20 protein-coding genes are annotated in these 23,770 nt (G+C 65.5%); 15 read left to right on the top strand and 5 right to left on the bottom strand.

Features of this window, described 5'->3' with window-relative positions; all coding sequences use genetic code 11:
• Positions 1 to 96 precede the first annotated feature (96 nt).
• From ACFWCF_RS04080 to ACFWCF_RS04040, 9 genes are all read left to right on the top strand, one after another.
• A complete protein-coding gene (locus tag ACFWCF_RS04080; RefSeq protein WP_378557485.1) occupies positions 97 to 1,551 on the top strand; it encodes a CCA tRNA nucleotidyltransferase in 1,455 nt (484 codons plus the stop codon).
• 143 nt (positions 1,552 to 1,694) lie between these two features.
• The gene (locus ACFWCF_RS04075) at positions 1,695 to 5,753 is read left to right on the top strand and encodes a molybdopterin-dependent oxidoreductase (protein ID WP_378557482.1); all 4,059 of its coding nucleotides are present in this window, start codon (positions 1,695 to 1,697) and stop codon (positions 5,751 to 5,753) included.
• Positions 5,754 to 5,865: 112 nt separating this feature from the next.
• On the top strand, positions 5,866 to 6,879 hold the full coding sequence (glsA, locus tag ACFWCF_RS04070; protein WP_378557479.1) for a glutaminase A: 1,014 nt from the start codon (positions 5,866 to 5,868) through the stop codon (positions 6,877 to 6,879).
• Positions 6,876 to 8,498: an MFS transporter gene (locus tag ACFWCF_RS04065; RefSeq protein WP_378557477.1), complete on the top strand. Its 1,623-nt coding sequence runs from the start codon at positions 6,876 to 6,878 to the stop codon at positions 8,496 to 8,498. The genes glsA and ACFWCF_RS04065 overlap by 4 nt, the downstream gene beginning before the upstream one ends.
• Before the next feature lie 173 nt (positions 8,499 to 8,671).
• Entirely contained in the window at positions 8,672 to 9,661 is a 990-nt protein-coding gene (locus ACFWCF_RS04060; RefSeq protein WP_378557475.1) for an MHYT domain-containing protein, read from the top strand.
• A 41-nt stretch (positions 9,662 to 9,702) separates the two neighbouring features.
• Positions 9,703 to 10,107 (top strand): molybdopterin-binding protein, encoded by a 405-nt coding sequence (locus ACFWCF_RS04055; RefSeq protein ID WP_378557472.1) that lies wholly within the window; start codon positions 9,703 to 9,705, stop codon positions 10,105 to 10,107.
• The gene (gene modA / locus ACFWCF_RS04050) at positions 10,104 to 10,871 is read left to right on the top strand and encodes a molybdate ABC transporter substrate-binding protein (protein WP_378557470.1); all 768 of its coding nucleotides are present in this window, start codon (positions 10,104 to 10,106) and stop codon (positions 10,869 to 10,871) included. The genes ACFWCF_RS04055 and modA overlap by 4 nt, the downstream gene beginning before the upstream one ends.
• Before the next feature lie 35 nt (positions 10,872 to 10,906).
• Positions 10,907 to 11,668 (top strand): ABC transporter permease, encoded by a 762-nt coding sequence (locus tag ACFWCF_RS04045; RefSeq protein WP_378557730.1) that lies wholly within the window; start codon positions 10,907 to 10,909, stop codon positions 11,666 to 11,668.
• Complete coding sequence (locus ACFWCF_RS04040; RefSeq protein WP_378557468.1) at positions 11,665 to 12,720, top strand: sulfate/molybdate ABC transporter ATP-binding protein; 1,056 nt, start codon at positions 11,665 to 11,667, stop codon at positions 12,718 to 12,720. Before ACFWCF_RS04045 ends, ACFWCF_RS04040 begins: the two co-directional genes overlap by 4 nt.
• A gap of 17 nt (positions 12,721 to 12,737) precedes the next feature.
• Here ACFWCF_RS04040 and ACFWCF_RS04035 read toward each other — a convergent pair whose 3' ends face one another.
• Both ACFWCF_RS04035 and ACFWCF_RS04030 read right to left on the bottom strand, forming a co-directional pair.
• Positions 12,738 to 14,030, bottom strand: coding sequence for an MFS transporter (locus ACFWCF_RS04035; protein ID WP_378557465.1), 1,293 nt, complete (start codon positions 14,028 to 14,030; stop codon positions 12,738 to 12,740).
• 57 nt (positions 14,031 to 14,087) lie between these two features.
• The gene (locus ACFWCF_RS04030; RefSeq protein WP_378557462.1) at positions 14,088 to 15,035 is read right to left on the bottom strand and encodes an NAD-dependent epimerase/dehydratase family protein; all 948 of its coding nucleotides are present in this window, start codon (positions 15,033 to 15,035) and stop codon (positions 14,088 to 14,090) included.
• A gap of 131 nt (positions 15,036 to 15,166) precedes the next feature.
• Between ACFWCF_RS04030 and ACFWCF_RS04025 the strand changes: the two genes are divergently transcribed.
• On the top strand, positions 15,167 to 15,874 hold the full coding sequence (locus ACFWCF_RS04025; RefSeq protein ID WP_378557459.1) for a TetR/AcrR family transcriptional regulator: 708 nt from the start codon (positions 15,167 to 15,169) through the stop codon (positions 15,872 to 15,874).
• Between the two features lie 12 nt (positions 15,875 to 15,886).
• Complete coding sequence (locus tag ACFWCF_RS04020) at positions 15,887 to 16,495, top strand: YqgE/AlgH family protein (RefSeq protein WP_378557456.1); 609 nt, start codon at positions 15,887 to 15,889, stop codon at positions 16,493 to 16,495.
• A gap of 4 nt (positions 16,496 to 16,499) precedes the next feature.
• Here the strand turns inward: ACFWCF_RS04020 and ACFWCF_RS04015 are convergent, their stop codons facing one another.
• Positions 16,500 to 17,465, bottom strand: coding sequence for a DUF1648 domain-containing protein (locus ACFWCF_RS04015; protein ID WP_378557454.1), 966 nt, complete (start codon positions 17,463 to 17,465; stop codon positions 16,500 to 16,502).
• A 48-nt stretch (positions 17,466 to 17,513) separates the two neighbouring features.
• Positions 17,514 to 17,918, bottom strand: coding sequence for an SdpI family protein (locus tag ACFWCF_RS04010; RefSeq protein WP_378557451.1), 405 nt, complete (start codon positions 17,916 to 17,918; stop codon positions 17,514 to 17,516).
• A 103-nt stretch (positions 17,919 to 18,021) separates the two neighbouring features.
• Here ACFWCF_RS04010 and leuS point away from each other — a divergent pair, with 103 nt between their 5' ends.
• Both leuS and ACFWCF_RS04000 read left to right on the top strand, forming a co-directional pair.
• Entirely contained in the window at positions 18,022 to 20,904 is a 2,883-nt protein-coding gene (gene leuS / locus ACFWCF_RS04005; protein WP_378557448.1) for a leucine--tRNA ligase, read from the top strand.
• Positions 20,905 to 21,041: 137 nt separating this feature from the next.
• Complete coding sequence (locus ACFWCF_RS04000) at positions 21,042 to 21,458, top strand: VOC family protein (RefSeq protein ID WP_378557445.1); 417 nt, start codon at positions 21,042 to 21,044, stop codon at positions 21,456 to 21,458.
• 4 nt (positions 21,459 to 21,462) lie between these two features.
• Here the strand turns inward: ACFWCF_RS04000 and ACFWCF_RS03995 are convergent, their stop codons facing one another.
• Positions 21,463 to 22,284: an alpha/beta hydrolase gene (locus ACFWCF_RS03995; protein ID WP_378557442.1), complete on the bottom strand. Its 822-nt coding sequence runs from the start codon at positions 22,282 to 22,284 to the stop codon at positions 21,463 to 21,465.
• 124 nt (positions 22,285 to 22,408) lie between these two features.
• Here ACFWCF_RS03995 and ACFWCF_RS03990 point away from each other — a divergent pair, with 124 nt between their 5' ends.
• Together ACFWCF_RS03990 and ACFWCF_RS03985 are read left to right on the top strand one after the other, a co-directional pair.
• A complete protein-coding gene (locus ACFWCF_RS03990) occupies positions 22,409 to 22,792 on the top strand; it encodes a nuclear transport factor 2 family protein (RefSeq protein WP_378557439.1) in 384 nt (127 codons plus the stop codon).
• Positions 22,792 to 23,769, top strand: a complete 978-nt coding sequence (locus ACFWCF_RS03985) for an alpha/beta fold hydrolase (protein WP_378557436.1) — start codon at positions 22,792 to 22,794, stop codon at positions 23,767 to 23,769. Before ACFWCF_RS03990 ends, ACFWCF_RS03985 begins: the two co-directional genes overlap by 1 nt.
• Position 23,770 lies beyond the last annotated feature (1 nt).

The raw sequence follows: 23,770 nt of genomic DNA, 5'->3' as shown, positions 1-23,770 counted from the left end.
TGATCGATAGTAGTTGTAACGGCCACTGTGCCGGTTCAGCCACACGTCGGTGCCTGTCCGACCACGAGCGTGGGCCGCTCGGTAAAGTTCGAAGACGTGAACTCTCCCACTACGGACGCCGATCGCCGCGCCCGATTGCTCGCAGGCGCCGACTCGACGCTGCGCGCACTTTCGGATGTCCTGGCTCCGCTCGGGGCGCGATTCGCCGAGGCGGGGCACGAGCTGTACCTGGTGGGCGGCAGTGTCCGCGACGCCGTACTGGGAAGATTGGGCACCGACCTCGATTTCACCACCGACGCTCGCCCCGAACTCGTGCAGGAACTTCTTCGCGGATGGGCCGACCATCAGTGGGACACCGGCATCGACTTCGGCACGGTCAGCGCGTCGAAAGGCCCCGAACAGATCGAGATCACCACGTTCCGCAGCGACGCGTACGACCGCGTCACCCGCCACCCCCTCGTCGAATACGGCACGCGGCTCGAGGACGACCTGGTACGCCGCGACTTCACCGTCAACGCGATGGCCGTCCGGATCGGACCCGACGGAGCCGGCGAGTTCGTCGACCCTCTCGGCGGGATGGATGCGCTGGTGGCAGGGGTGCTCGACACACCCGCGCGCCCGGAGGACTCCTTCCACGACGACCCGCTGCGGATGTTGCGTGGCGCGCGGTTCGTGTCACAACTCGGGTTCACGCTCACCGAGCGGGTGAACACGGCGATCGTGCAGATGGCCGACGAGATCCTGCGGATCAGCGCCGAACGCGTCCAGGCGGAACTCGACAAGCTCATTCTCGGTGCCTTTCCGGTCGAGGGCATCGACATCATGGTCGAAACGGGACTCGCGCAGCGCGTGATTCCGGAGATCCCCGCGATGAAACTCGAGATCGACGAACACCACCAGCACAAGGACGTGTACTGGCATTCGCTCACGGTCCTGAAGCAGGCGATCGACCTCGAGGACGGCGACCCCGATCTGGTGTTGCGCTGGGCGGCGCTTCTGCACGACATCGGTAAGCCCGGCACCAAGCGCAACGAGACGGGTGGCGGCGTGAGTTTCCACCACCACGAGGTGGTCGGTGCGAAGCTCGTCCGCAAGCGGATGCGGGCCCTGAAGTACTCCAAGCAGATGATCGAGGATGTGGGTCAGCTCGTATTCCTGCATCTGCGGTTCCACGGGTACGGCAAGGGACAGTGGACGGATTCGGCGGTGCGTCGTTACGTGCACGACGCCGGGCCTCTTCTGCCCAAGCTCCACAAGCTCGTGCGCGCCGACTGCACCACCCGAAACAAGCGGCGCGCTGCGTCGTTGCAGGCCACCTACGACGACCTCGAGCATCGCATCGCCGTGATCGCCGAGCAGGAGGACCTCGCGCAGGTGCGTCCGGATCTCGACGGCAACGCGATCATGGAACTGCTGGGGATTCCCGCGGGCCCTCAGGTCGGGAAGGCGTGGAAGTTCCTCAAGGACCTGCGACTCGATCGCGGACCGCTCGAGCGGGACGAGGCCGAGGCCGAACTCCTGAAGTGGTGGCACGAGCAGCCGAAGGCGTAGGTGTTTCTGTCTCCTCACACGGGCCATCCGGCGCGGTGAGCCAGATGTCACAGCCTGCTCACCGCGTTTGATCCTCCCGCAACACCGCGTCCGCAGCATGGACACCGGGCCATTCACGAGACGGCGCCGGGCAGGAGCTGGGAATGCAGGACGTGATCACAAAGGTGAGAACCGCCTGCTCGTATTGCGGCGTGGGATGCGGGATGGTGCTCGAGGTCGGTATCGACCCGAGCACCGGAACGAGGCGTGTCCTCGAGGCATACGGAGACAAGGAGCACCCCACCAACAGGGGTCGTCTGTGCACGAAAGGCGCCACGAGCGCCGCGATGCTCGCCGGGGGCGGGCGACTCGAGACCGCGCGCGTGCGCCCCGAACGCGGTGCCGATCCCGTCCCGATCGCGCTCGGGACGGCAATTGCCGACACCGCGCGCCGCCTGAACGCCATCATCGACGAACACGGTCCCGACGCGGTCGCGATCTACGTGTCGGGGCAGATGTCTCTCGAGTCGCAGTACCTGGCGAACAAACTGGCGAAGGGATTCATCGGTACCAACGGCATCGAATCGAACTCGCGGTTGTGCATGGCGGGCGCAGGCACCGGATACAAGCAGTCGCTCGGATCCGACGGGCCACCGGGATCGTACGAGGACTTCGACCACGCCGACGTGTTCTTCGTGACCGGCTCCAACATGGCCGACTGCCATCCGATCCTTTTCCTGCGGATGATGGATCGCGTCAAGACCGGAGCGAAGCTGATCGTCGTCGACCCTCGGCGCACCGCGACGGCCGACAAGGCCGACCTGTTCCTGCGGATCTTCCCGGGAACCGACCTCGCCCTCCTCAACGGTCTGCTGCACCTCATCGTCGAAAACGGCCAGGTGGATCGGGAATTCATCGACGAATACACCGACGGCTGGGACGCGATGGAGGAATTCCTCGCCGACTACCCTCCGGACGTGGTCGCGGAGATCACGGGAATCGACGAAGCCGACATCCGCACCGCAGCGCAGTGGATCGGGGAGGCAGGCAACTGGATGAGTTGCTGGACGATGGGACTCAACCAGAGCACCCACGGCACGTGGAACACCAACGCGATCTGCAATCTGCATCTCGCTACCGGCGCGATCTGTCGCACCGGTAGCGGCCCGTTCTCCCTCACCGGCCAGCCCAACGCCATGGGCGGACGCGAAATGGGTTACATGGGGCCGGGTCTGCCCGGTCAACGCAGTGTGCTGTCGGAGGCGGATCGTGTGTTCGTCGAAGATCGGTGGGGTGTACCGCGCGGCACGCTGCGCACCGAGGTGGGTACCGGCACGATCGACATGTTCGAGAAGATGGCGGCCGGCGAGATCAAGGCCTGCTGGATCATCTGCACCAACCCTGTTGCGACCGTACCCAATCGGAGGACCGTCCTCGAGGGTCTCGAGAGGGTCGAACTCATAGTCCTGCAGGACAGTTTTGCCGAGACGGAGACAGCGGATTACGCAGATGTCTTGCTGCCCGGAGCTCTGTGGTCCGAATCCGACTACGTGACCGTCGGTTCCGATCGAACCCTGAATCTCATCGGGCAGGCGGTCGACCCCGTGGGCGACGCGCTGCCCGACTGGGAGATCATCGCGCGGATCGCCACCGAGATGGGATTCGGAAGCGCTTTCGACTACTCCAGCTCCGACGAGATCTTCGACGAGATCGCCGGATTCGCGAACCCGGACACCGGATACGACCTGCGCGGAGTCACCTACGACCGATTGCGCGAGGAACCCGTGCAATGGCCGTGTCCGCCCGGCGCCGCCGACCGCAATCCCATCCGCTATCTCAACGACGGGACCGTTCGTCCTCGGCTCGTACACGGAGACGGCACGGTCCCGCGCTTCGCCTTCGCGACTCCCGACGGACGGGCCCGGTTCTTTCCGCGTCCGCACGTGCCTGCCGCCGAACTCCCCGACGACGACTTCCCGCTGATCCTCAACACCGGACGGGTACAGCACCAATGGCACACCCTGACGAAGACCGGCCGGGTCGCCAAGCTCAACAAGCTCGAGCCCGGACCGTTCGTCGAGATCAACCCGGACGACGCGACGCGACTGGCGATCGTCGACGGCGATCGCGTCGAGATCACCTCCCGCCGTGGTCGTGCGGTACTGCCCGCGGTGGTCACCGACCGGGTGACTCCGGGCAGCTGTTTCGCGCCGTTCCACTGGAACGACAAGTTCGGCGAAGGCCTCACCATCAATGCCGTCACCAATGATGCGACCGACCCGGTGTCGCACCAGCCCGAATTCAAGGTGTGTGCGGTCGCATTGGTGAAGGTGGAGACACCGGAGGAGGTTGTCGCAGACCCCGCAGACCCCGCAGACCGTGTCTCGTCCGTGATCGGCCTCGGCGACATCGCACCACCCATGCTCGACGAGACCGAACGAATCTACCTGTCGGGCATGCTCGCCGGGATCCGCTCGAGCGAGCTCGGTGGAGTTCCGGTGCTTCCGGCGTCGGCGCCGTTCTCTGCCCAGAAGCGCGCCTGGATCGAGGGTGTGCTTGCGGGCGTCTATTCACGGGGATCCGAGTCCGTCGATCCTGTTCCTGAGCCGGACGGGACACCGGTTGTGGTGGCGTGGGCATCGCAGACCGGCAACGCCGAGGAATTCGCGAGAACGTGCGTCGAGCGCCTGCGGTCTGCGGGATGTGCAGTGCGCTCGATGTCGTTGAACGAGCTGGATAATTCTGCATTGGAGGATATTTCGACTCTGGTCATCGTCGCGAGTACTTTCGGGGACGGAGAGGCGCCGGACAGTGGTGGCAGATTCTGGAAGTCGCTGAACGGCGATGATTCTCCTCGTCTCACCGATCTGAAGTACGCGGTTCTCGCGTTCGGCGATTCCAGCTTCGACGACTTCTGTGGTTTCGGGAGAAAACTCGACGAGCGGCTGACCGAGCTCGGTGCGATTCCGCTTCTCCCCCGGGTCGACTGCGAACCCGATTTCGAGGAACGGTCGGCGCAGTGGCTCGGCGATCTCGAATCGCACCTCGGTGGCACCATCGCGCCTGCGCGAGAAGTGGTCACCACTTCGGTGCCTGCGGTTCCGGTCTACTCGCGGCGGTCTCCGCTGATCACCCGACTCACTCGCAATGTGCGACTCAGCGGTACGGGTTCATCGAAGGAGGTGTGCCAGTTCGGCTTCGAGCTGTTCGACCCGGACTTCGAATACAGTGCAGGCGACGCGCTCGGTGTGGTGCCCACCAATGGCCCGGACACCGTGGACGAGTGGCTGCAGGTCACCGTGCTCGATGCAGAGACGCCCACCGAGATCGCGGGTCTTCCGACGATCCCGCTGCGCGAGGCGGCGACACGACATCTCGACATCACCAGGGTGACACCCGATCTGTTGAAGTTCGTGCAGCAGCAGACCGGAAGTGCCGAGCTCGCAAAGCGCCTTCGGCCGGGCAACAAGCTCGAGTTGCAGCGGTGGCTGTGGGGTAAGCAGGCAATGGACGTGATCGCCGAATATCCGTTCAAAGCGCCACTGGACGAATGGCTGCCGTTGCTCGAGCGCCTCCAGCCGCGCATGTACTCCATCTCGTCGAGCCCGAAGATCGATCCTCGGGAAGTGCAACTGACGGTGTCGGTGGTGCGGTACAACAACGACGGGCGAGGGCGTGCAGGAGTGTGCTCGAGTTTTCTCGCCGATCACAGCAAGGGCGCGGACATCCCGATCTTCGTGCAGCGCAGCAACCATTTCCGGCCGCCGTCGTCGCCGGATACGCCGATGATCATGGTGGGGCCGGGGACGGGAATTGCGCCGTTCCGAGCGTTCCTCCACGATCGTCGGGAGTCGGGCCACACGGGTCGTAATTGGCTGTTCTTCGGCGACCAGCGAATCGACACCGACTATCTGTACCGGGATGAGATCGAGGCGATGCATTCGGACGGTTTCCTCACCGAACTCGACCTTGCCTTCTCCCGGGATCAGCGACAGAAGGTCTACGTGCAGGATCGCATGCGCGAACACGGTGCGCTGCTGTGGCGGTGGCTCGAGGACGGCGCCCACTTCTACGTGTGCGGTGACGCGGCGCGGATGGCGAAGGACGTGGACGCGGCACTGCGCGATGTGGTGCAGGCACACGGCCGGCTCGACCAGGACCAGGCCACGGCATATGTCGACGGACTCGTCGCGGAGAAGCGTTACGTGCGCGACGTGTACTGAACGATCTCGAGTTCCCCATCAAGATCGGCTCGTTTCCCCCTCGAGCCGTATTCGATCCGTCTACAGTCCGTTTCGGAACACATGTGGCGCCGATGATTCGGGGAGAAGTGCAGTGCAACTCGGGGTCGGGGACGTTTCACAGGAAGTATCCACAGGTGATCTGCCCGAATGGAACGAGGTGGATTCGCTCGTCGAGGCTGCGTATCGGCGCTACCGGGCTGTCGGGGACGGCGCGGTGGCCGAGTACATTCCGGCACTCGCCGAGGCCGACCCCGATCGATTCGGTGTGTGCGTGGTGGGTGTGGACGGCGGTGTTCATGCGTCCGGCGACACGCGTGTCGAGTTCTCGATCCAGTCGATCTCCAAGGCATTCGTCTACGCCCTCGCATGCCAGGAACTCGGGCACGAACTCGTCCGCGAACGCGTCGGGGTGAACAACTCCGGGGCGGCCTTCAATTCCGTCATCGCGATCGAACTCAACGACGGACACCCGATGAACCCCATGGTCAATGCGGGGGCGCTGGCAACGACAGCTCTTGTACCGGGCGCGTCTGCGGACGAGCGATGGGACGCGATCCTGACGGGATTGTCCGAGTTCGCAGGGCGACCACTGGAACTCGACGACGGCGTCCACCGGTCCGAATCCGAGTCGAATCAGCGCAACCGCGCGATTGCTCAGTTGCTCGCGAGCTATGGGCGAGTCGCACTCGATCCCGACGAGGTCGTCGATGTCTACACGAAGCAGTGCTCGCTGAAGGTCGATGCCCAGGACCTCGCGGTCATGGGCGCAACCCTCGCGGACGGCGGCGTCAACCCGCTCACCGGTAGGAGAGTCGTCCCGCCCGGAGTATGCCGCGACACGCTGGCCGTTCTGTCTGCGACAGGGCTGTACGAGCGCTCCGGGGAATGGCTCTTCGAAATCGGGTTGCCTGCCAAATCGGGCGTTGCGGGCGGCATCGTGTCGATTGCGCCCGGCAAGTGCGGAATCGGCGTGTTCTCACCGCTCCTCGACTCCGCAGGAAACAGCATTCGAGGCCAGCGGGCGACTGCATATCTGTCGAGGGTGCTGGGCCTGAACATATTTGCTTCCGCTGCACATTCTCGACAGAAAGGAATCCGCCGATGAGCACCGGACACGACACGGCGACGGTCGAACAGCACAACTCGTGGCTGCCGATGATCGGGCTGTTCCTCGGGCAGATCCTGATGTCGTTCAATGTGGCTGCATTGCCGGTGTCCATCGGTGGCATGGTCGACGATTTCGGTGCGCCACCGACGGCAGTGAGTACTGCCATCGTCATGTACGGGATCGGTGTTGCCGCGCTGGTGATGCTCGGTGCGAAACTCGGCCATCGTTTCGGATGGGTTCTCGTGTTCCGCATCGTCGTCGTCATGTTCGCGGGTTCCTCGTTGATGATGATCTTCGCGCCGACCATCGAGTTCGTCATCGCAGCGCAGGCACTCGCGGGGATGTCGGCGGCGATCATCGTTCCGGCACTGGTTGCGTTGATCGCGGAGAACTATCACGGTAGCCAGCAGGAGACTGCCATCGGTTCGCTGGGATCGGCCCGCGCATTCTCCGGGATGAGTGCATTCCTCATCGGTGGTGCGCTCGGCGCGACCGTCGGGTGGCGTCCGGTGTTCGGGATCGTGCTGGCAATTGCGGTCGCGGTGTTCGTCTTCAGCTTCACCCTTCGCTCCGATCGGGGTAATTCGTCGGTCGAGATCGACGTGGTCGCCGCGATGCTGATCGGCGTCGCGATCGTGGTGCTGACCCTGGGGTTCAACAATCTCAACGGCTGGGGTCTGCTCATCGCGCGTGAGGGTGCGCCGTTCGACGTCGTCGGCTTGTCGCCGGCACCGATCCTCATCGTCCTCGGCGTCGTTCTCGGTCAGGCCTTCCTGGTGTGGACGCGACAGCGAGTGCGTATCGGCAAGGTTCCCCTGGTGAGCCTGTCTGTGATCGGCTCCTCCCGTGAACGCGCTGCGCTCTATGCGATGTTCGTGGTGGTCGCGCTGGAAGCCGCACTGAATTTCACCGTGCCGTTGTACATCCAGATCGTTCAGGGGCGGTCGGCGTTCGACACCTCGCTGGCGATGATGCCGTTCAATCTCACGGTGTTCGTCACCGCCACTTTGATCGTGCGTTTCTACAAGCGCTTCAGTCCCCGGGCGATCGGGATGTTCTCGTTCGGTCTGACGACCGCCGCACTGATCTGGTTGGCGTTCGTCGTCACGAACGACTGGGAAACCCTGCCGACCATCGCGGGTCTGATCGTCTTCGGGGTGGGCCAAGGGGCGCTGGTCACCCTGGTGTTCAATGTGCTCGTCACGTCGGCTCCCAAGGAGTTGGCGGGAGACGTGGGCTCCATCCGGGGAACAGCCCAGAACTTGGCGTCTGCCGTGGGCACCGCGGTTGCGGGAGCGATGCTGGTGACGATCCTCGGGCTCAATGTCGCTCAGTCGGTGGCCAACGATGTCGAGATACCGGAGTCCGTGGTCGCGGAGGTCGACCTCGACGACGTCAACTTCGTGAGCAACGACCAACTTCGGGCGGTGCTCGGTGAGACGAGTGCCTCACCTGCGGTGATCGACGCAGCCGTCCAGATCAATACCGATGCCAGACTGAGGGCGCTCAAGACCGGGCTGCTGATCCTTGCCGGAGTCAGCGCCGTCGCGATCCTCCCGGCCTCGCGGCTCCCCGCATACAAGCCGGACGAGATTCCGGACCCGAGTCCTGAATAGGGCTGTGGGACCGTCGTTTTTGTGATCGAATCTATGCGGCAGGGTTATGGAACTGTGATGTGAGGTAGCGTGGTCAGCGCCGCGTCGGGGACTTGGTGCGGTCTCGTTCGGTCGGTGCGGCACGTCCCATCCGGATTTGGGACATCGATTCGGCGTGCCGTACGGAGATACGGATGTCGCACGAACTGCACCATTTCTCGATGGGGATGTGGGTCTTCTTCCTGGCCTACCTCACGTCGGTCGTCGGATCGTACGTGGGTCTGTCCTGCGTGCGTCAGTCCTTCAAGGATGAACGCAAGAACGCCAGAATGTGGTGGCTCGCCATGGCGTCGCTCGCCATCGGTGGCGTGGGGATCTGGTTGATGCACTTCATCGGGATGATGGGATTCGCGGTACCGGGCTCCACGATCCGATATGCCCTCGCACCGACGTTGTTCTCCATCGTGCTCGCGGTCGGCGCGACGCTGTTCGGGCTCTGGGTTGTGGACTCACGTGCCGGATGGAAAACGCGGGTGCCTCGCGGTGTCCCGCTTGCAGTGGGCGGCCTGGTGATGGGCCTGGCCGTCAGCTTCATGCACTACAGCGGTATGGCCGCGATCCGGATCAGGGGGACGATCGATCACGATCAGGCTTTCGTGGTGGCCTCGGTCGTCATCGGTATCGTCGCGTCCACAGCCGCGCTGTGGCTCGCCGGTGTGGCGGAACGTCTCGTTGCTCGGGCCGCCGCGGCACTGATCATGGGATGCGCTGTCGTGGCGCTGCACTACACGGGTATGGCCGGAGTGAACGCCACGGTCGATGCGAGCGCGCCGGAACCCGCCGGACAGACGGTGCTGTCACTTCTGTTCCCGGCCTTCGTGATCGGTATCGCTGTGCTCGCAGCGCCCATCGCTGCGCTGCTACTCGCCCCGAACCGCGAGGACCGTCTGCGGGAAGCCGCTGTCGCGCAGTGGACGGGTGAGAACGACGACCTCGTCGAGGCGCACGCGGCACCGGTGCTCGCCGATCCCTCACATAGGGTCGACGGGTATGGAACCGACGGGCACGATGAGAAAGCGCGGGTCAAGATCTTCCCGACAGGGCTGCAGCAGCGGACTCGCGCAGGAGACATGACGGGTCGGGACCGGCAGCCGCGGGATGCCGGGGGTGCACTGCGTCAGTGACACGCTTGTATCTCCGCATATTCGGAAGTATCTTCGATTTCATGACGAATGTGCGGATCAAGGACGCCGCGACGCTGCTCGGGGTCAGTGATGACACCGTTCGGCGCTGGGTCGATCAAGACCTGCTGTCGGCGACCAAGGACGATTCGGGACGCAAGGTGATCGATGGCGGCGAGCTCGCCGCCTTCGCTCGCTCCCAGGCCGCGGCGGCGCCCGATCTGCTGGGCGTCGGCAGCTCTGCCCGCAACCGCCTGGTCGGCCTCGTCACCCGGGTCGTGTCCGACACCGTGATGTCGCAGGTGGAGATGCAATGCGGCCCCCACCGGATCGTCTCGCTGATGAGTACCGAGGCCGTCGAGGAACTAGCTCTCGAACCGGGCAGCATCACGGTCGCCGTCGTCAAGTCCACCAACGTCATCGTCGAGACCCCCGGGGGGCAGGCATGAAGACTCGTGTCGTCGTAGCAGCATCGGCGGCGATCGCCTGTGCGTTCGCTCTGACATCCTGCGGGAGCAACGACTCCACCGAGGCGGGCGCCGAGACGCTGACGGTGTTCGCAGCGGCATCTCTGCAGAACACGTTCACCGAGATCGGTGAGCAGTTCGAAGCAGCGAATCCTGGCGTGACCGTGGAATTCTCGTTCGCCGGGTCGTCGTCACTCGTGACGCAACTCGTGGAGGGCGCGCCGGCCGATGTCTTCGCCGCGGCCGACACGAAGACCATGGGTGATGTGGTCGATGCGGGGCTCGCGGCGGGTGAGCCCGGCGATTTCGCGACCAACGTCCTCACCATCGTTACCGAGTCCGGGAACCCCGAGAACATCACGTCGCTGGAAGATCTCACCCGCGAAGGCCTGTCCGTCGTCGTGTGTGCACCACAGGTTCCGTGCGGGGCGGCCACCGAACGTGTCGAAGAATCCTCCGGTGCGACCCTCACCCCGGTCTCGGAGGAATCCTCGGTCACCGACGTGCTCGGCAAGGTCACGTCGGGGCAGGCAGATGCCGGTCTCGTCTACGTCACCGACGCGAAAGATGCGGGTGAGTCGGTGACCGCGATTCCGTTCCCCGAATCCGCCGGTGCGGTCAACACCTATCCGATCGCCCGGCTCGCCGACACCGACAACGCCGAGCTGGCAGCGGAATTCGTCGACTTCGCCACCGGAGAGCAGGGTCGTGCAATCCTCGCGGAGGCAGGATTCGGCGCACCGTGAGCGCGGCGCGCACATCCACGGGGATTCCGTCGTGGATGTACGTGCCTGCCGCGGTGGGGTTCGCCTTCATCGCGGTCCCGTTGGCAGCGATGCTGCTCACGGTCGACTGGGCGAACTATCCCGCGCTGATCACGTCCGAGGCTTCGCTCGACGCACTCGAACTCAGCCTCGTGACCGCGTCACTCAGTACACTGCTGTGCATAACCCTGGGGATACCCATGGCTCTGGTGCTGGCGCGCAGTACCTTCCGGGGTCTGCGGGTGGTACGCGCGCTGGTGCTTCTTCCACTCGTGCTGCCACCGGTGGTCGGGGGTATCGCCCTGCTCTACACCTATGGTCGCCGCGGTCTGATCGGTGAACACCTCGAGGTGTTCGGTATCAACATCGCGTTCTCCACCACTGCGGTAGTGGTAGCGCAGACATTCGTCGCATTGCCGTTCCTCGTGATGAGCCTCGAAGGTGCCTTGCGCACAGCGGGACACCGATACGAGAACGTCGCAGCGACACTCGGCGCCCGGCCCACCACGGTCTTCCGTCGCGTCACCCTGCCCCTCGTGCTGCCCGGACTCGCATCCGGTGCGGTCCTCGCATTCGCCCGCGCGCTCGGTGAATTCGGCGCGACCCTCACCTTCGCAGGAAGTCTGCAGGGCACCACACGCACACTTCCCCTCGAGGTCTATCTGAGACGCGAGACCGATCCCGATGCGGCGGTGGCCTTGTCGCTGCTGCTCATCGTCGTCGCTCTGGTGATCGTCGTCGCCGTGCACTCGCGACGCCCGAAAGGATCGGATCAGTGAGCCGGCTGCAGGTACGGACGAGCGTCGACATGCGTGACTTCACCGTGGATCTCGAGGTGGACGCGGGAAGTACCGTCGCGGTTCTCGGACCGAACGGAGCCGGTAAGTCCACGCTGCTCGGTGTGATCTCCGGACTACTCCGGCCGGACCGGGGTCGCGTCGAACTGGGAGACCGGGTCCTCACCGACATCGAATCGGGCATCGCGGTGCCTCCCTACGCTCGTTCGGTCGCGTTGCTTGCGCAACAGGCACTCCTGTTTCCCCACCTGACCGCCGCCGACAACGTGGCATTCGCGCCCCGCAGCGCCGGGAAGGGGCGTCGCGCTGCACGAGAGATCGCGATGCGCTGGTTGAAGGCGGTCGACGCCGTCGAACTGGCCGATCGCACACCGCATCAACTTTCGGGTGGGCAGGCTCAGCGCATCGCGGTCGCGCGGGCTCTTGCGGCGGATCCAGAACTGCTCCTCCTCGACGAACCGATGGCCGCACTCGATGTCGCCACCGCGCCCGCGGTGCGATCGCTGCTGCGCAGGGTGCTGCGCGAGGAGGGTCGTACAGCGCTGATCGTCACACATGATCCCCTCGATGTGCTGGCTCTCGCCGATCGTGTGATCGTCGTCGACGGCGGACGCATCGTCGAGGACGGCACCGCGTCGCGGGTCCTGACCCGGCCACGCAGTGCGTTCGGCGCACGGATCGCCGGAACGAACCTGCTGGACGGGACAGTCGGCGACGATGGTCTCGTCACGGAAGTCGGTGTCGTGCAAGGACTCGCCGACGACGACTGCACCCCCGGCGCCGCGGCGGCCGCGGTGTTCCCGCCGTCTGCGGTCGCCGTCTACACCGAGCCTCCGCACGGAAGTCCGCGGAATGCGTTGCGCGTCGAGGTCGGTGAGCTCGAGGCCCGTGGCGCGACGGTTCTGGTGCGCGCGTCGGGAGGATTGACGGCCGAGATCACGACGGCCGCAGCCGCCGACCTGACGCTCGAACCGGGAGCGACGGTGTGGTTCGTGATCAAGGCCACCGAGATCCGGATCCACCGGGCACGATGATCATTCGGGCGGCGTGATCAGCTCCTGTTGTCGATCCGATAGCGCCTGATCGCGAGCACACCGATCACACCGAGGACGTATACCGCTGCACCGGCCACAGCAAGTGCGGGTGTGCGGCCGTCCGGTGCCACCACGAAAGCCGCTGCCGCGATCGCGGCCAGGAACGCGATGTTGAATACGGTGTCCTGCAACGCGAAGACCTGCCCGCGCCGTGCGTCGTCGATATCGATCTGCATCGCCGCGTCGCCGGTGAGCTTGATCGTCTGACCCGCGACTCCGAGCAGGAAAGCGGCGATGAGTAGCGGTCCCTGAGCCACGGTTGTGACGAACAGGAGTTGCACTACCGCCGCGACGATCAACCCGAGGGTGACGGTGCGCGGCCGGCCGAGTCGCGGGATGAGGAACGGCGCGGCGAGCGCGGCGACGAGCATGCCGAGTGCGGTGGCGGCGACTGCGACACCGAACCCGGCGAATCCACCTGGCAGCGACGTCTCGTGTTCGGTGTCGCGGAGCACGAGCACCATGATCAGGGTGTCGATGCCGAAGACGATGCGGTGTGCGCCGATTCCGATCATGGCGGCGGCGACACCGGGGAATTCCCAGACCGCTGTTGCTCCGGTGCGCAGCCCCCCGACGATGGTGCGTACCACCGCCCGCGGTCGCGCGCCGTCCGGTCCCAGCGCATGGTAGGCGAATCCTCCGGCTGCCACTGCGCCGATCACGGACCCGGATGCTCCCAGCGCAACGGCGATTCCGGAACCGAGGTCGCCGGCACCGACGAGAGCGATGGTGGTGACCGCGGCTCCGGCGCCGGCGGCGGAGACGACGGAGCCCGCGGTTGCGAGCACGGAATTGACCGGGACGAGCCAGGATTGGTGCACCACGTGCGGGAGCGATGCCGAGACTCCGGCGAGCACGAAGCGACTCACTCCGACGGCGGCGAGTGCGAGCAACATCAGTGGTGTCTGTGGACCCCCGGTGAGGAGCACGGTCGCGGCCGCAAGAATGAACATGCCGCGTAGCGCGTTGGCCCACACCAGCACGAGTCGGCGGTCCCAGCGATCGAGGAGCGCGCCGGCGAACGGGCCGATCACCGAGTACGGGAGGAGGAGAACGGCGAACCCCGCGGCGATGGCGACGGGGTCTGCGTGCCGTTCGGGATTGAACAGGATCGCTCCGCCGAGGGCCGCCTGGAACATGCCGTCGCCGAACTGGCTCGCGAAGCGGACGATCGTCAGGCGTACGAGGCCGGGCGATCCGCGGAGGGCGGAGACCGTCGATTGCCACGCCTGCCGCTTCGAGTCCTGCACAACCTCCGAGACTATCTGTGCGGTAGGCGGCCTACCGGGCACGGTGTCGAAGGCGGCCTATCGGGCACGGTCCTGCCACCAGCGGACGGTCGTGTCTGCGGCGTCTGCGAGCGGTGTGGGAGACAGGCCGAGCGCAGCTTCGGTGCGGCTCGAGTCCATGACGAACGGGTCGGTGAACATGTAGACGGTCTCTGCGAGCTCTCGCATGTCGCTGTTCACGACCGCACCGGCACGCACGACCCAGGTGGGGATGGTCCCCACCTTCGGAGCAGGTATTCCTGCGGCGGTGGTGAAGGCCGTGGCCAGCTCGCGCTGCGTCACCGCGGGCGCGGTGGGTGCGTGCAGCACGCGGTTCCACACTCCGTCGTTGCCTGCGGCGGCGATCATCGCGGCTGCGAGGTCGGGAACGTAGGTGAACGAGTGCGGTGTATCCGCTGACCCGAGTACCCGTGAGGTCTTTCCGGCGAGAACCGTGGGGACCATGCGTTCGCCCGCGTGGGCATTCAGTACGTGAGGTCCGAAGAAGTCCGATGCGACCACGCTGACCGTCGGGGTGGAGTGTGCGTCGCGGGCGGCGAGCAGGCGGGCGCGCACACCGAGTTTGCCTCGGGTCGCGTTGCGGGGTGAGTCCTCGGTCATGACCTCGTGCGGCGAGCTGTACGAGTAGAGGCTCTCGGGGAACACGACGACCGCACCGACGCGACCGGCGGCGTCGAGTGCGACCTGTTCGGCGGCGGGCAGTTCCCTTTTCCACGCCTCGGCGGAATAGGCCGAACCGTGGATGCACAGGTACAGCGCGACGGCGCTGTCGCCGTCAGGGCCGGTGAGCGCGTCGTCGAGGGCGTGGGGGTCGTTGACGTCGACGCGCAGGCGCTCGATGCCGGGGTGGTCGGGTCCGCTTCCCGAGCGGGTGAGGACGCGGACGCGATGACCCTGTGCGGCGAGTTGTTCCGCGACGGTGGTGCCGACCGGTCCTGCGCCGGCGACTACATGGAGCTTCGACATGGTGTCCGCCCTTCGTTGAGTGTGAGCACTGCTCTCTGTTCTGGAATCAGACTGCACCGCCGCACCGGCCATGTCAAGAGCAGTGCTCACATTTGTTGACAGTGCTCGCGTTTGTCGGTCAGGCTGGAAACATGACGACACCTCGCGCACAAGCGCGCACACGCACCATGGCCGAGATCCTGCGGATCGGCCGCGACCACCTGGCGACCGAAGGCGCAGCCGCACTGTCGCTGCGTGCCGTCGCGCGCGACCTGGGCGTGGTGTCGTCGGCGATCTACCGCTACGTCGCAAGCCGCGACGAGTTGCTCACCCTCCTGGTGGTCGATGCGTACGACGAACTCGGAGACGCTGTCGACGCCGCGGTCGCCGCCGCAGACGGCCCGGTCGAGCAGTTCCGTGCGCTCGGCCGCGCAGTGAGGGAATGGGCGCTGCGCGAGCCTGCGCGCTACGCGTTGCTGTTCGGCAGTCCGGTCCCGGGTTATCAGGCTCCCGCCGAACGCACGACCGAACCCGGCACCCGGGTCATCGTTCGGCTCGTCGGAATCCTGGCGGACGCATATGCCGTCGGTGCGTTGCAGTCGACCGACTCCGTTCCGGTCCCGGACTCGCTGTCGGCGGACTTCTCGCGGATCCGAACTTCATTCGACATCGACCTACCCGACGCGGTCATCGCCCGCAGCGTTCTGGTGTGGACCGGGCTGTTCGGCACGGTGAACTTCGATGTGTTCGGTCAGTACGGAGCCGACACCTTCACCGACGAGTCGGCGCTGTTCGAGCATCAGCTCTCGGTTCTCGCGGAAACGGCCGGGTTCGTGACCGCATCGCAACAGCCGCGGTGAGAGAATGACAGGGTGGCGCAGCATCAGGACGACCCCGAGGATCGCACCGCACCGTCGACTCCCAAGGTCCGTGCGGGAAATCTGCTCATTGCCGGCACCGCCCTCACGGAACCCACCTTCCGCCGCACCGTGATCTACGTCATCGAACACAACGAGTCCGGTAGCTTCGGTGTCGTACTCAATCGCATCAGCGACACCGCCGTCGGCGCAATGCTCCCCCGCTGGGCTCCGCTGTCTGCGCGGCCGGGCGCTCTGTACGTGGGTGGCCCGGTGCACCGGAATTCGGCGCTGTGTCTCGGCGCTGCGCGCCCGGGCGCCAAGGTCGACAACGTGAAGGGTGTTCGCAGGATCGACGGCCGGATCGTGTTGATCGACCTCGACACCGACCCCGAGACCCTCGTCGAACATGTCGAAGGAGTGCGGATCTTCGCCGGTTATGCGGGGTGGAGTGCCGGTCAGCTCGACGGCGAACTGAGCAACGACGATTGGATGGTCGTCTCCGCCCGGCCCCGCGACATCCTGGCCCGGGCCGACATCGATCAGTGGGCGAGTGTGCTGCGCCGCCAGCCGCTCCCGATGGCGTTGCTGGCGACCCACCCGATCGAGATCGAGCGGAACTGAGCAGTCAGACGGTCTCGCGGCGGTCGGCCAACGTATTGATCGCGCCCGCCATCTCCTCTGCGCGATCGGTCGTGATCGTGAGTTCGTGACCGGATTCGGCGGTGATCACCAGTGCCGGCCCGGTGTTGGTGACCAGCCCGTACCGGTTCGGGCGCTTGATCCGCAGCCCCCAGCCGCCCCAGTCCTGGAACGGCCGCGTCTCGGTGACCTTCGCGCCGATGATCTCGTCGAGGTCGTAGTCGAGCGCGGAGGCGCCGAGGTTGCGCACCGACACTCCGCGTTCGTCCACGCGCACTGTGAATCGGAGCAGGCTCAGGATCAGGAAGGCCGACGGGAGTGCGATGGCCATGGGCCACCAACTTCCCATCACGGCGCACACGATGAGCACGGGAACGAGTACGAGAAGCGCGAGCACCGCGGTGGTGAACCGGCCGGTACCGACCTCATCGACGATGGGCAGCTCGACCGGGCCGCGCGGCAGTGACGGATCGGGTGTCGTCGTCGACGATGGGCGTTCCCGGTAATCGCGGAGCATGCTCGCACCGAGCCACCCCACCGCGACACCGAGACACATGCCCAGCCCGAGGGACCACGCGGGAAACGGCACTGTCGCCGGGTCGGATACGTCCAGCTGCGCCGCCAGAGTCGCGACATACAGCGTCGCCATCAGGAATGTCACCGCCAGCCCGGTCACCAGCATGTAGCGGCGCATCATCAGCTGTGCTTGGGCGAGCGCGGCGATCGCGCAGCATCCGCCACCGACCAGCGCGATGAGCAACGCCATCGTCCACGCCCCCGTCATCGGGCTCGCGAACGAGTCGGGGGTCGAGCCCGACCAATGGGATGCGACTTCAGCAGGGAGTCGAGGTTCCCACGTGACGGTGAGCACCAGGACGACGAGTGCACACAACAATGGGATTCCGAGCCCGAACAGGGCCCCAGCGGGATCGACGACGCGACGACGGGTCATCGACACAGGATAGGGATCACTACTGCGCGAGGGCGCGCGGGCGAGAGATCAGGCGGTCGGTTCGCACATGCCGCGCAGGCTGCACGCACCACACGACGTGCCGCACCCATCCGATTCGGCCGGCTTCGTCGCTTCCGCGACCCGAGCAGCGATGGAACCACCGGCGCCAGCGGTGATCAGCGCTGCAACGACGGTGACGACGACGGCGATCACACCGCCGACCGTGGGCAGCGTCAACGTGGCGACACCACCGAAGACGCAGAGCGCAGCCGCACCGAGCATGCTGGGCGCAGCGACCTTGTTGGTCATGGCGAAGGTGGTGTCGTCGCGCAGCGACTCCGGCGTGCGCACACCCGCCCAGCGGTTGCGCGGCAGATTGCCGGTCAGCGCCGCGACACCGACCGCGCCGATGGCGAGGGCGATAAGGAAAAGCAGAATGGCGACGATCAGCACCCGATCAGGATACCGCCGTGTGTGGCCACCCCACCCCTCGGGTAGGTGCACGTTCTACCCTGGTTGGAGCCCACAAACGCCGGCCGAGTAGATAGCGATCACCGTGACCCGTCCAGTTCCGCCTTCCACACAGCCACACGGTGCTGCACCGCAGCAGTCGTCCGACGCCACCCCGCAGCACCGCTACACCGCTGAACTCGCGGGGCAGATCGAGCAGCGCTGGCAGGAGCTGTGGCGCGAGCGCGGCACGTTCCATGCCCCCAATCCTGTGGGTGAGCTCGCTGGTGAGGTGCCTGCCGACAAGTTGTTCGTGCAGGACATGTTCCCGTATCCGTCGGGCTCGGGTCTGCACGTCGGGCATCCGCTCGGTTACATCGCGACCGACGTCTACGCCCGCTTCCATCGGATGCAGGGCCACAATGTGCTGCACACGCTCGGCTACGACGCATTCGGCCTGCCCGCCGAGCAGTACGCGGTGCAGACGGGCACCCATCCCCGCACCACCACCGAAGCCAACATCGTCAACATGAAGCGGCAGCTCGGGCGTCTGGGGCTCGGCCACGACGACCGCCGCTCCGTCGCGACCACCGATGTCGACTTCTACCATTGGACGCAGTGGATCTTCCTCACGATCTACAACGCGTGGTACGACACCTCCGCAGGCAAGGCCCGCCGGATCGGCGAGCTCGAGGCCGAATTCGCCGACGGCACGCGCGCCCTCGACGACGGCCGCGACTGGGCGTCACTGTCGGCCAGTGAGCGCGCCGCGGTCCTCGACTCGTACCGCCTCGTCTACCAGTCGAATTCGCTCGTCAACTGGTGCCCCGGGCTGGGCACCGTGCTGGCGAACGAAGAGGTCACGGCCGATGGCCGCTCGGAGCGCGGCAACTTCCCGGTGTTCCGGAAGAACCTGCGCCAGTGGATGATGCGCATCACCGCGTACTCCGATCGTCTCATCGACGATCTCGAGCACCTGGACTGGCCCGACAAGGTCAAGTCCATGCAGCGCAACTGGATCGGCCGCTCGAACGGCGCCCAGGTGGCCTTCGCGGTCGACGGTGCCGATGCTGCCGTCGAGGTCTTCACGACCCGCCCCGACACCCTCTTCGGCGCCACCTACGTCACGCTTGCACCCGAGCACGCTCTGGTCGACGAGATCGTCGGATCGGCGTGGCCTGTCGATGTCGACGAGCGTTGGACCGGTGGTGCGGCGACCCCCGCCGACGCCGTTGCTGCGTACCGGGCCGCGATCGCCGCGAAAACCGACCTGGAGCGGCAGGAGTCGAAGGAGAAGACCGGTGTGTTCCTCGGCGCGTACGCCGTGAACCCGGTCGATGGTGAGAAGCTTCCGATCTTCATCGCCGATTACGTGCTCACCGGCTACGGAACCGGCGCGATCATGGCTGTTCCCGGTCACGACCAGCGCGACTGGGAGTTCGCGACCGCGTTCGGGCTGCCCATCCGCGAGGTGATCTCGGGCGGCGACATCACCACCGAGGCGTACACCGGCGACGGTGCGCTCGTGAATTCCGGTCTCCTGGACGGGTTGAGCGTCGACGACGCGAAGAAGACCATCACCGCGAAGCTCGAGGAGGACGGAACCGGCTCCGGCACTGTTCAGTACAAATTGCGCGACTGGCTCTTCGCTCGCCAGCGGTACTGGGGCGAGCCGTTTCCGATCGTCTACGGCGAGCAGGGTGACGCACACCCACTGCCCGATTCGATGCTGCCCGTCGAACTTCCGGAGGTCGAGGACTACGCACCGGTGTCGTTCGACCCGGATGATGCGGATTCCGAGCCGTCGCCTCCGCTCGGGAAGGCCACCGACTGGGTGAACGTCGAGCTCGACCTCGGTGACGGACTGCAGCGCTACACCCGCGACACCAACGTGATGCCGCAGTGGGCAGGTAGCTCGTGGTACCAGCTGCGCTACATCGACCCGACGAACGCGGAAGAGTTCTGCGCCAAGGAGAACGAGGCGTACTGGATGGGTCCGCGACCCGACCTGCACGGTCCGAACGATCCGGGCGGCGTCGACCTGTACGTGGGTGGTGTCGAGCATGCGGTGCTGCACCTGCTGTACTCGCGGTTCTGGCACAAGGTGCTTTTCGACCTCGGCTACGTCAGCTCGTCCGAGCCGTACCGTCGCCTGTTCAACCAGGGGTACATCCAGGCCTACGCGTACACCGATGCGCGTGGCGTGTACGTCCCGGCCGACGAGGTGGTCGAGCGCGACGGCACGTTCTTCTGGACGGGTCCGGACGGTGAGCAGGAAGTCGCCCGCGAGTACGGAAAGATGGGCAAGTCGCTCAAGAATTCCGTTGCGCCCGACGAGATCTGCACCGAATATGGTGCCGACACCCTGCGTGTGTACGAGATGTCGATGGGTCCGCTCGACCAGTCGCGTCCGTGGGCGACCAAGGACGTCGTGGGTGCGTCGCGGTTCCTGCAGCGCGCGTGGCGTCTGGTCGTCGACGAGGAGAGCGGCGCTGTCCGCGTCACCGACGACGAGCCGGGCGACGACACACTGCGCGCGCTGAACAAAGCTGTCGCCGGCGTGACCGACGATTACGCTCACCTGCGCGACAACACCGCGATCGCGAAGCTGATCGAGTACACCAATCACCTGACGAAGCAGTACCCGTCGGGTGCGCCGCGCAGTGCCGTCGAGCCGCTGGTACTCATGCTCGCTCCGGTCGCACCGCACCTCGCAGAGGAGCTGTGGTCGCGGCTCGGGAACACCGAACCGCTTGCGCACGGACCTTTCCCGACCGCCGACGAGAAGTGGCTGGTCGAGGATTCAGTCGAGTACCCGATCCAGGTCAACGGCAAGGTTCGTAGCCGCATCACTGTTGCGGCCGACGCGACCCCCGACGCGATCGAGGCTGCGGCGCTCGCCGACGAGAAGATCGTCGAACTGCTGGGCGGTGCTGCTCCGCGCAAGGTGATCGTGGTACCAGGCAAGATGGTCAACATCGTGAAGTAGGAGGTCGGCCAGTTCGAGTGTGCAGTTGTTGTCGCGACACGCCGGGAAGATCAACGACAACTGCACACTCGACATGCTCGGCCGAGTCTGGTAGTCCTGGAAACAGCGTCGCGTGTCGATGACGGACTGCGTCAGGCATGGAGGCGTGGAACTCCAAGGGACTTCCTTTGACCATCTCACTCAACCACACGATCGTCGCTGCGAACGACAAGCAGCATTCGGCGTATTTCCTGACTACCCTGCTCGGTCTTCCGGATCCGGTTGCCGCCGGGCATTTCCTTGCCGTGCAGCTCGACAACGGAGTCACTCTCGACTTCGCGGAGCCACCGCCGCATGTCGAGTTTCCGCCTCAGCACTATGCGTTCCTGGTGTCCGAGGACGACTTCGACAAGATCTACGCGCGCATCCTCGAACAGAAACTCGAGCACTGGGCCGACCCCCGGCAGTCGGCACACGGGATCAACACCAACGATGGCGGACGCGGAACCTACTTCCTCGATCCGTCCGGCCACTTTCTCGAGATCCTCACCCGGCCATACGGTTCGGGCGGGTAGCCGACTACCGAAGCTGCTCGTGCACGAAATCGAGCACGTCGCCGAGCACGTCGTCGCGGTTCGTTTCGTTGAAGATTTCGTGTCTTGCACCGGGATACTGCTTGGACGACGAACCGCGACCGGCGAACGTCGCCCAGCCGGTCGCGGTGCCGTCGACGGGGACGAGTGCGTCGTCGCTGCCGTGTAACCAGAGCACCGGCACGGTGTCGACGGTTCCCGCTGCGGTGATGGTGTCGAGGCAGTCCTTCAGTGCCTCGACGGTGCGGCGCCTGAACGGTCCGTGCCACACGAGTGGATCGTCGACATAGTCGCGGCCGACCTCCGGGTCGCGCGACAGGGTCGCGGGATCGATGGGGGCATCGGGAATTTCGTCCGCAGCGAGAAGTGCGTCGACGGCGGCCCACGAGCCGAGGACCGGGCCGGACAATACGACCGCGGTGAGTTCGTCGCCGTGGAGTTGGGTGTAGCGCGCGGCGATCATGCCGCCCATCGAATGACCGATGAGTACGACCGGGAGGCCGGGGTGTTCGCGTCGCGCGGTGAGGTCGAGGAGCCGGAAGTCGTGGACGACGTCCTCGAAGTTCTCGACGAGGACCCGCTCGCCGTCGCTGAGTCCGTGCCCGATGTGGTCGACGGCGTATACGACGGCGCCGTCGGAGGTCAGGCGCGTCGCGACGTAACCGTATCGACCGGAGTGTTCTCCGTATCCGTGGGCCAGTAACGCGATGTAGCGCGGCGACTCCGGTTCCCAGCGTCGTGCGGCGAGCATCGTCGTGTGACCGGCAATGGTGAATGCTGTGTCTTCGGTGGTAGAGGCGTCGCTCATCGTCGGCATTCCTGTCGGTGGGAACGGATGGTGCGCACAGGATCGCACGTTCGGCCTCTGGTCGAGGGAGGCATCGTGCACTACCCTCCGAAATAGAACATGTTCCAACTTTGGAGGGGGCACGATGGCACCGACCCGTGAAGCGATCCGCGACACCGTCGAGAACTACGTCCGCGCGGTTGCGAAGGGCACCACCGACGACGTCCTCGCGCTCTATGCGCAGGGCGCGACCGTCGAAGATCCGGTCGGGACACCGGAGCGCACCACGGAGGCCGAGATCCGCGAGTTCTACAGCGTGATCGAGCCGCTCGATCAGATCGGTGAAGTGCTCACCCTCAAGATTGCCGAGAACAATGCGGCGTTCCTGTTCCGCCTGGTCACGCACCTCGGCGAGCAGAATCTGGTGATGGAGGTCGTCGATGTCATGACATTCGACGACGACGCGAAGATCACGAGCATGAGGGCGTACTGGAGCCAGGACGACATGCAGACGGTCCCCGCGCCCTGATGCCGGTCCGCTCGGTCGAAGTCGATGGTTTCACGTGGAACATTCACGACGAGGGCGTCGGACCCTCGGTTGTGCTGTGCCACGGATTCCCTGGCCTCGGGTACAGCTATCGACATCAGAGTGCGGCGCTCGCATCCGCCGGCTACCGGGTAGTGGCCCCCGACATGCCGGGATACGGCGGGACCGACCGGCCCGAGGCTGTCGAGGAATACACCAACGTCGCGGTCGCGGATCGGTTGGCGCGACTCCTCGACGCACTCGAGATCGACGAAGCTGTGTTCGTCGGACACGACTTCGGTGCGCCCGCCGCATGGACCACGGCGCTGCGGCACACCGAGCGGGTCGCGGGCCTCGTTCTGCTCGCGGTGCCGTATGCGCCGAATCGACTGCCTGCGCGACCCACCGAGTTGTACGCCGCGATGGCGCGCAAGCATTTCCTGCACCTGCACTACTTCCAGCAACCGGGTGTGGCCGAAGCCGAACTCGATCCGCGCGCGGCCGAGTTTCTCTGCCGCCTGTTCTTCGCGCTCTCGGGTTCCTACCGGTACCTCGATATCTGGAACCATCCCTCCGACGGACACGGCTATCTCGATGTCTTGCCGACCGCCCCGGATCTGCCGTGGGATTGGCTCACCGCCACCGAACTCCAGCATTACGCCAGCGAGTTCACCCGCACCGGATTCAGCGGCGGACTGTCGTGGTACCGCGCCTACGACGCGAATTGGGAGGCAGCCGCCCAGTACGAGGGTGCGAGCATCACTGTGCCGACGTTGTTCGTCGCGGGCGCATCGGATCCGGTGATCACCATGTCCGGACCACACGCACTCGAGCGGATGCGACAGACCGTCCCGGATCTGCGAGGAATCCATTTGCTCGACGGTGCCGGACATTTCGTGCAAATGGAACGTCGATACGAGGTCGACGAGTTGCTGCTGTCCTTCGTCGCGGACGTGTATTCCCGCAAAGGATCCGAATAAC

The organism is Rhodococcus sp. NPDC060090, assembly GCF_042729855.1.
GTDB lineage: Bacteria > Actinomycetota > Actinomycetes > Mycobacteriales > Mycobacteriaceae > Rhodococcus.
This window is presented reverse-complemented; position numbering and strand designations above follow the sequence as displayed.